The organism is Streptosporangiales bacterium (genome assembly GCA_009379955.1).
GTDB lineage: Bacteria > Actinomycetota > Actinomycetes > Streptosporangiales > WHST01 > WHST01.
On record WHST01000185.1, the window covers coordinates 1 to 7,998 of the forward strand.

A 7,998-nucleotide genomic window follows, 5' to 3' on the forward strand; every position below is an offset into this window, starting at 1 on the left:
CCAGGCCGGCCTCGAGCAAGCCCGGCTACACCGGCTTGCCACCCACCGCCAAGAACGACAGACTCAACCCACCCAGAACCCCGACGATGTTGGCTAATCCAACGCCAAAGTGCGTCACGAAGTCAGAAACACGTCACCACCGGCTCAAAGACGAGAACACCGGCTGGACACTCCGCGCCCACCCCGACGGCACCGTCACCTGGACCTCACCAGTCGGACGCACCTACACCCAACGACCCCATGATTACGGCGACACCTGACCGCCGAACTTCACTCACCTTGCGGCGCCGTCAAGGCTTCCGGCACCATGCGCTCGGAGGCAAGAGATGCAGATTCAGCCACAGGTCGCAGGAACGACTCGCGTACTTCTCGGCTACGCCGTGCGCGGAGAGCACGAGGAGTTCGAACGCGCGCTTCGTGAGCTCGACAACGACGCCCTGGAGCAGGCGGTGGCGCTGTCGATGTCCGTCTCCGGTGCCGTGGCGGTTCACGTGTGTCAGGCGAACCCTCCGTCCGAAGACGCGTTGCGGACGCTCGCGACGACGATCGAGAAGAAGCACGCGCTCGACGCCGAGGAGGTGTTCACGTACCTCTCGCGATGCATCTTCGGCTCCTCCGGCCTCGCCGAGGTGTTCGAGACCCATGACGCGGTCCGACTACCGTTCCGGATCGCCGGCACCGTGCTCGACTCGTACGCCAAGGCAGAGCGGGGGCAGACCTGGACCGACTATCTGGACGAGGTCGAGGCCGCGATCGAGGCGGCACCGGACCCGCAATGATCCCGCAGTGGGATGCGGACGGACGAGTCGGCCTGTAAGCCGGGTTCTGTGACACCGACCGAAGTCGGTGCCGGCGGCCATCCCTCTGCGACTGCCGTTGCCGGCAGCCTGTAGCGGCCTACCCGCAGACTCGGGCGGGCCGCCCTCGGACGTCTGCGCAGGTCCGGCGTGCCGGACCCTCTTGGCCTTGCTCCGGGTGGGGTTTACCGAGCCGCCCGAGTCACCTCGGGCGCTGGTGGTCTCTTACACCACCGTTTCACCCTTACCGCTGCGGCGGACCGCAACGGCGGTCTGCTTTCTGTGGCACTGTCCCGCGGGTCACCCCGGGTGGGTGTTGCCCACCACCTTGCCCTGTGGAGCCCGGACTTTCCTCGACGATGTCTCACGACACCGCCGCGACCGCCCGGCCGACTCGTCCGCGGGGTCAAGGTTAACGGACCGTGCAGCGCGGTCGTCGCCGACATGTGTCGGGCAACGGAACGGTCACGGTTGTGACCGACGGCTATGCGCGTGGTACCCGGGCGCGAGAGGTTGACCCGGAGGCGGGCGACCGCGCGGCGGTCGTGTTCACGTGATGGCCCGGGAGCAGCCATGTCCGACGATTCCACGTCCCTGCGAGTCCGTCCCCGACGCGCACTCGCCTTGCTCGCAGCGGCGCTGGTGGCCGCGGCGTCCACCGTCCTGGTGGCTCCGAACGCGATCGCCGCGCCGTCCGGTGAGCAGCGACTGTTCCCGCGCGAGATACGGCTGCCCGACGGGTTCCAGCCCGAGGGCATCGCGATCGGTCCCGGGCCCGTGGCGTACTTCGGCTCGCTTCGCGACGGCTCGATCTACCGTGCCAGCCTGATCACCGGGCACGGCAGGGTCATCGGCCGTGGCCCGGGGACGCCGGCGGTCGGGTTGAAGACCGACGCGCGGGGACGGCTGTTCGTCTCCGGCGGTGCCGCGGGAGACGCCAGGGTCGTCGACACCCGCACCGGTCGCGTCCTCGCGAGCTTCTCCCTGGCCACCGTCGAGCCGGCGTTCGTCAACGACGTCGCCCTGACCCGCGACGCGGCATGGTTCACCGACTCGAACAACGCGGTCCTGTACAAGCTGCCGCTGCGTCACGGCCGACTCCCGAGCGCGGACGACGTGCGGCGCATCCCGCTCACCGGCGACCTGGTGTACGGGGACGGCTTCAACCTCAACGGCATCACGTCGACGCCGGACCGCCGGGCCCTGCTCGCCGTGCAGTCCAACACCGGCAAGCTGTTCCGCATCGACCCGGGCAGCGGCCACACCCGCGAGGTGGACCTCGGCGGCGCGCTCGTCTCCGACGGCGACGGGCTGCTCCTCGACGGGAACGAGCTCTACGTGATCCAGAGCGGCATGACCATGGCCGCGACGCTGCTGCGGATCGACGCGAGGGGTACGCGCGGGCGCGTCGTCGAGCGGATCGCGGATCCCCGCTTCGAGCTGCAGTCGCCGACGACCGCCGCAGTGTTCGGCGACCGCGTCTACCTCACGCTCGCGAGGTTCGCGACCCCGCCAGAGCCGGACACCGAGTACCGCGCGATCAGCATTCGCAGGCGCTGACCCGTGCCATCATCTGACTCATGCTGAACTGCACGCGGATCTACGCCGACGACCAAGGGGCGGCGAGGTTCGAGGACATCCGGATTCCGATGACGCCAGAAGAACCTGGTCCGGAGACGCTCAGCGTGTCCGAGGTGTTCGGAGCGTCGGGGCTGATCTTCGCCCGAGCGGTGGCGGGTGGCGGTCATCCGGATCAGCCGGAGCCTCGTCGCGCCCTGGGGATCGTTCTTGCCGGTTCGTCAGAGATCTCCGCGTCGGGCGAGACACGGACGTTCACGACCGGGGACATCTTGTTGATCGAGGACACTGAGGGTGTCGGTCACTCGTCTCGAACTGCCGATGGCTTCCTCGTCGCGCTGGCCATCCTCGACCCGCCGCGTTAGCCGCGGGGGACGTATGGCCGGCGCCTGAAGGAGAACGCGGCGATGGAGCGGGTCACGAGGTCGGCGGCCTCGTCGTTGCTCAGGTCGAGCTGACGCACCAGGGCGACCCACGACTGATAGCCCGTCTGGACGTACGCCATCGCGGCGGCCTCGTCGAGCGGCACCCGCAGCCGGTCGCAGTCCGCCGCCATCGACAGGACGGAGCGCAGCCGCTCGAGCCGGAGTTGACGCGACGACGCCAGCGCGTGCGCCAGCTCCACCGAGTCGCGGATCGTGATGAGCGCGCCGATCCTCTGGTCGTGCTTGGCGAGCTCGTGGAACCACTGGACGACGAGGTCGCGCAGGGCGTGCTCGGGCGAGCGGGGACGAGCGTCGACCACCGCGGGGGCGAGCGCGGCGAACTCCTCGTTGATCGTCGACATCACCGACGCGAGCAGAGCGTCGACGGACGCGAAGTGGTTGTAGACCGTGCGCAGCGCCACGTCCGCGCGACCGGCGACCGCCGTCATGGTGATCTTCGCGCTGCCCTTCTCCATGATGAGATCGGCCGCGGCCGACATCAGACGCTGCCGCGTGTCCTCTCGAGCTCTACCCCGCTTCTGCATGGAGTACGTACGCGACAACTCTCTTCCTCCTGCGCCATCGTGTGCGGGCCGGTTCAGTGTAGAAGAAAGAGCTGACCTCATATGTCATGTGGCAGCGTGAGAGTGGCGACAGGCGTGCAACGCGTCCGCCGGTACGCGGCCGCTCAACCGGTCGTCGGCGTGACGGGCCGCGCCAGTCGGGCCCTGACCAGCGCCGCGCCGAGGCCGGCGACGACGACGGCGCCGATGATCGCGTAGGGGTAGCCGAGGGTGTCGAGCATCACGCCCGCGAGCGCCGAGCCGAGTGCGTACCCCGTGCCGAACGCGGTGACGATCCAGGCGAACGCCTCCGTGACCGTGCCCGCGGGCGCGAGCATGTCGACGAGCACCATGGCGCAGGCGAGCACGGGCGGGAGCGCCAGGCCGCTCACTACGGCGAGCGGCAGGGTCGCCCACAGCCCCGGCGCGGCCGCGAGCGGGACGTAGCCGACCGCCAGGAGCGCCATCAGCCAGAACAGCCGGCGCGAGGGATCGCGCGCGGGTCTGGTCATCGTGTTGGCGACACCGCCGGCGAGCCCGCCGACCGCGTTCGCCGCCAGCAACCAGGCGGCGGCCGATCTCGTGGCCACGTCCTCGGCATGCGCGGTCACGGCGACGGTGAACGTCCCGATGGTGAGGCCGACGCAGGCGACGGCGAACAGCAGCCGCACGAGGGGCAGCGACCGCAGCGGTCCCGCCCAGTGTCGCTCGACGGCGGTGCCACGCCAGCGCCTGCTCGGTCGTGCCGACGCGAAGACGAGGGTGCCGGCGACGCACAGGACGCCGGCGGCCACGGGACCCGCACCCGGTCCCGCGAGCGCGACCATCCCGATGACGACGAGCGGACCGAAGGTGAAGATCAGCTCCTGCATCGCCGTGTCGAGCGAGTACGCCGCGTGCACGTCGTCGTCACTGAGCAGGTCGGACCAGAGCACCCGCAGGCACGGTTCGATCGGTGGCGTCGCCGCACCGGCGACGAGCACGGCCACGCCGGCGAGCACCGGACGAGAGCCGACGTCCACGGCGGCGAAGGCGCAGAAGCCGACCGCGGACACGACGGCGCTGAGCACCAGGACGGGTGGCTGCCGCCACATATCGACGGCACGTGAGACGAACGGCGCGCCGATCGCCTGGCCCACGGCGTAGGCACCGGCGAGCACGCCGGCGACGGTGTAGCCGCCACCCTGCGCGCGGACGACCAGGACAACGGCGAGCGCGGCCATGCCGGTCGGCAGCCGTCCGACGAGCATCGCGGACAGCAGCCTCGGGACATGCCTGGTCGACATGACGGACGTGAGGGCACGCACGAGTGGATCCTTCCTCGAGACGGAGCGGGGCTCGGTGTCGAAGGAAGGTCAGGGACGCAGGTCGCCGCGCTCGTGGTCACTGCCGTACAACGGCAGTGGCGGGCAGACCCACGCGCGGTTCGTCACCCGTCGAGCATACGTCCCCGCCGGTTGTCGGCAACGCGACCTAGCGTGTGATCAGTGTGGAGATGGGCAGCGGCCGGCGGACTCGTCTGCGTCGCCGGCGGGCTGATCCCGCTGCGCGCCGCCGGCGAGCTCACCCTGCGGATCGTCCCGATCCTGCTGTTCCTCGTCGCGGTCACCGTCCTCGCGGAGCTGGCCGACGAGGCGGAGGTGTTCGACCTCGCCGCGGTCGAGGCGGCGAGACTGGCTCGTGGCCGCACCCTCCCGCTCTACCTGGTCGTGGTCGCCCTCGGCGCGGCGACGACCGTCGTACTCAGCCTCGACACGACCGCGGTGCTGCTCACTCCCGTGGTGCTCTCGCTGGCGATCCAGCTCGAGCTCGCGCCGCTGCCGTTCGCGATGGCCGCGGTCTGGCTGGCGAACACCGCCAGCCTCCTGCTGCCCGTGTCGAACCTCACCAACCTGCTCGCCGTCGACCGGCTGGGCATGAGTGTCGCCGGGTTCGCCGGACGCATGTGGCTGCCCGCACTCGTCGCCGTCGTCGTCACGAGCGCCGTGCTCCTTGTGGTGTACCGCCGGCAGCTACGCGGCACGTACGTCGTGCCGCCGCGGCGCCGGCCGTCGGATCCCGTCCTGTTCTGGATCGCCACGGCCGTCTGCGTCGCGGCAGGGCCCGCGTTCGTCGCGGGTGCGCCGGTCTGGCTCGTCGCCTGCGCCGGCGCGGGAGTCCTCGTCACCTGCTTCGCCGTGCGACGGCGCAAGGTCCTGCGCCTCGCGCTCGTGCCGTGGCGCCTCGTCCTGCTGGTGGAGGGACTCTTCCTCGTCGTCGACACACTCGACCGGTGGGGGCTGCGGCGCGCTCTCGCGACGGTCGCCGGCGGCGCCGGAGCGGGTGGCGTCGCGCGCACCGCGGTCGTGACGGCCGCGCTCGCCAACGTCACGAACAACCTGCCCGCGTACTACGCGATGGAGGGTGTCGCCGGGTCCGAGCAGCATCTCCTCGCCGTGCTTGCCGGCGCGAACGCGGGACCGCTGATCCTGATGTGGGGCTCACTCGCCACCTTGCTGTGGCGCGAGCGGTGCAGGTCGCGAGGCGTGCACGTGACCGCCGCTCACTTCGCCGCGGTGGGCGCCGCCGGCGTGCCGCTCGTGCTCGGCGCCACCGTCGTCACGCTCCTGCTCACGGCATGAGCTGCAGGTGCGCCGTGTCGTTGAAGAGGGTGAGCCGCGCGAAGCCCTCGGGGTACCAGTCGACGCCGGAGAGCCCGGTCGTCTCCAGGCGCATGCGGAACGCCGCCTCCGCGGGCACGTCGAGGGCGACCGCGACGAGGACGGCGAGCAGCATGCCGTGCGCCACCACGAGCACCGTCTGCCCGGGAAACCGCGCCAGCAGCTTGTCGCGTGCGCGGGTCGCCCGCCGGTGGACGGCGACGATGCTCTCGCCGTCGGGCGGTGCCGCCGCGGGATCGGACGTCCACTGCTCCAGCTCGTGCGCGTAGCGTTCCGCGATCTCGGTCAGCGACAGGCCCTCCCAGGCACCGAAGTCGACCTCGCGCAGGTCCTTCTCCTCGCGCACGGCGATGCCGAGGGCAGCACCCACGACGTCGGCGGTCTCGCGCGCACGCCGCAGCGGCGACGACACGATCGCGTCGACGGGCGGGCCGGCGGCGAGCGCGCGGGCGAGGGCGGCGGCCTGGTCGCGTCCCGCGTCGGCCAGCGGCTCGTCGGCCGCGCCGTTGAACCAGCCGTCGAGCGACGCCGCCGTGGCCCCGTGGCGGGCCAGGAGCGTGCGGGTCGGGGTGCCGAGGTTCGACGGGACGAACGACCGCCGGCGTCGCGGCTCGTCATCCTCGTCCGCGTCGACCGCCTGCCTGCGTCTGGTGCGTGGCGACCTGCCCGTCGCGGCGTCCATGGCCTCGTTGGCGAGCCGGTCGGCGTGGGAGTTGCGCGCGCGGGGGATCCAGTCGTAGCTCACCGAGCCCAGTGACCTGGCCAACCCAGCGGCCTGTGCGGCCAGCGGGCGCAGGTCGGGGTGCTTGACCTGCCACGTGCCGCGCATCTGCTCGACGACGAGCTTGGAGTCCATCCGCACCTCGACCTCGGCGGCCGGGTCGACCTCGTGCGCGGCGCGCAGGCCTGCGACGAGGCCGCTGTACTCGGCGACGTTGTTGGTCGCCTTGCCGATGGACTCGGCGACCTCCGCGAGTACCGCGCCGGTGTCGGCGTCCTTGACCACCGCGCCGTAGCCGGCGGGGCCCGGGTTGCCGCGCGATCCCCCGTCCGCCTCGACGACGAGTCTGGTCATCGCGGCTGGCCGGCGCGGACGATGATCCGCCGGCACTCGTCGCAGCGGACGACCTCGTCGTCGGGGGCGCCGCGGACACGCGACAGCTCGGCCGGGTTGAGGGTGAGGTGGCAACCGCCGCACCTGCTGCCCTCGAGCGCGGCGGCGCCCACGCCGTCGAACTGCTTGCGCAGCTTCTCGTACAGCGTGATCAGGTCGTCGGGGATGTCCTTCGCCGTCAACGTGCGCTCGCCGCCGACCTGCTCGTGCTCGGCGTCGATCTCGGTGAACACGGCGTCGCGGTCGGCCTCGACGCCGCTCAGCTCCTGTCGGACGGTGTCCTGCTCGCCGGTGAGCTCGGTGACCCGGCCGGTCGCCTCCTCGAGCCGCTCCATGATCTCCAGCTCGGTCTCTTCCAGGTCGGCCTGCCGCCGGCGCAGCGACTCGATCTCGGCCTGCAGGCTCGCCAGGTCCTTCGGCGACCCGACGGCCCCGGAGTCGAGACGCTGCTGGTCCCTGGCGGAGCGACTGCGTACCTGCTCGACGTCCTGGTCGGCCTTGTGCTGCTCGCGTTCGAGGTCGGACCGCGTGGTCTCGGCCGTGACCATCTCGTCGCGCAGCTTGGTCAACCGGTCGGTCAGCTCGGCGACGCGCGCGATCTCCGGCAGCGTCCTGCGCCGGTGGGCGAGCCGGTCGAGCGTGCCGTCGAGGACCTGCAGGTCCAGCAGGCGTCGCTGTGCGTCGGGGGCGGCTTTCACAGGTGGCAACTCCGTCTCGACATCACCTAGTAGTACTTTGTTACGTGTGTCGCTACCGCTGATCCGGCTCGTGATGTGGTCGTGTTCTGATCCGTGACCCCGGAGGAGATGGACCAGGTCAGGCCGCGGCTGGTGGCGTTCGCTGCGGAGATGCTCGGCGGGC

General features: G+C 71.1%; 8 protein-coding genes and 1 other RNA gene. 4 read left to right on the forward strand and 5 right to left on the reverse strand.

Going from position 1 to position 7,998, the window contains the following annotated elements:
* The first annotated feature begins 326 nt into the window (after positions 1–326).
* Entirely contained in the window at positions 327–779 is a 453-nt protein-coding gene (locus tag GEV10_30930) for a hypothetical protein (protein ID MQA82819.1), read from the forward strand.
* A 19-nt stretch (positions 780–798) separates the two neighbouring features.
* Here the strand turns inward: GEV10_30930 and rnpB are convergent.
* An RNA gene (rnpB, locus tag GEV10_30935) (RNase P RNA component class A) lies at positions 799–1,194 on the reverse strand.
* A 176-nt stretch (positions 1,195–1,370) separates the two neighbouring features.
* On the opposite strand from rnpB, the gene GEV10_30940 reads away from it, so the two are divergent.
* Positions 1,371–2,357, forward strand: coding sequence for a superoxide dismutase (locus GEV10_30940; GenBank protein MQA82820.1), 987 nt, complete (start codon positions 1,371–1,373; stop codon positions 2,355–2,357).
* Positions 2,358–2,377: 20 nt separating this feature from the next.
* Positions 2,378–2,740 carry a hypothetical protein gene (locus tag GEV10_30945; protein MQA82821.1) on the forward strand — a complete coding sequence of 121 codons (363 nt, stop codon included), beginning with the start codon at positions 2,378–2,380 and terminating at the stop codon, positions 2,738–2,740.
* Here the strand turns inward: GEV10_30945 and GEV10_30950 are convergent.
* Both GEV10_30950 and GEV10_30955 read right to left on the reverse strand, forming a co-directional pair.
* Positions 2,737–3,426 carry a TetR family transcriptional regulator gene (locus GEV10_30950; protein ID MQA82822.1) on the reverse strand — a complete coding sequence of 230 codons (690 nt, stop codon included), beginning with the start codon at positions 3,424–3,426 and terminating at the stop codon, positions 2,737–2,739. The genes GEV10_30945 and GEV10_30950 overlap by 4 nt on opposite strands.
* 62 nt (positions 3,427–3,488) lie before the next feature.
* On the reverse strand, positions 3,489–4,670 hold the full coding sequence (locus GEV10_30955; protein ID MQA82823.1) for an MFS transporter: 1,182 nt from the start codon (positions 4,668–4,670) through the stop codon (positions 3,489–3,491).
* 180 nt (positions 4,671–4,850) lie between these two features.
* On the opposite strand from GEV10_30955, the gene GEV10_30960 reads away from it, so the two are divergent.
* On the forward strand, positions 4,851–5,984 hold the full coding sequence (locus tag GEV10_30960; GenBank protein ID MQA82824.1) for an arsenic transporter: 1,134 nt from the start codon (positions 4,851–4,853) through the stop codon (positions 5,982–5,984).
* Here GEV10_30960 and GEV10_30965 read toward each other — a convergent pair.
* Both GEV10_30965 and GEV10_30970 read right to left on the reverse strand, forming a co-directional pair.
* Positions 5,974–7,098: a bifunctional RNase H/acid phosphatase gene (locus GEV10_30965; protein ID MQA82825.1), complete on the reverse strand. Its 1,125-nt coding sequence runs from the start codon at positions 7,096–7,098 to the stop codon at positions 5,974–5,976. The genes GEV10_30960 and GEV10_30965 overlap by 11 nt on opposite strands.
* Entirely contained in the window at positions 7,095–7,835 is a 741-nt protein-coding gene (locus GEV10_30970; protein ID MQA82826.1) for a hypothetical protein, read from the reverse strand. Before GEV10_30970 ends, GEV10_30965 begins: the two co-directional genes overlap by 4 nt.
* Positions 7,836–7,998: the final 163 nt, after the last annotated feature.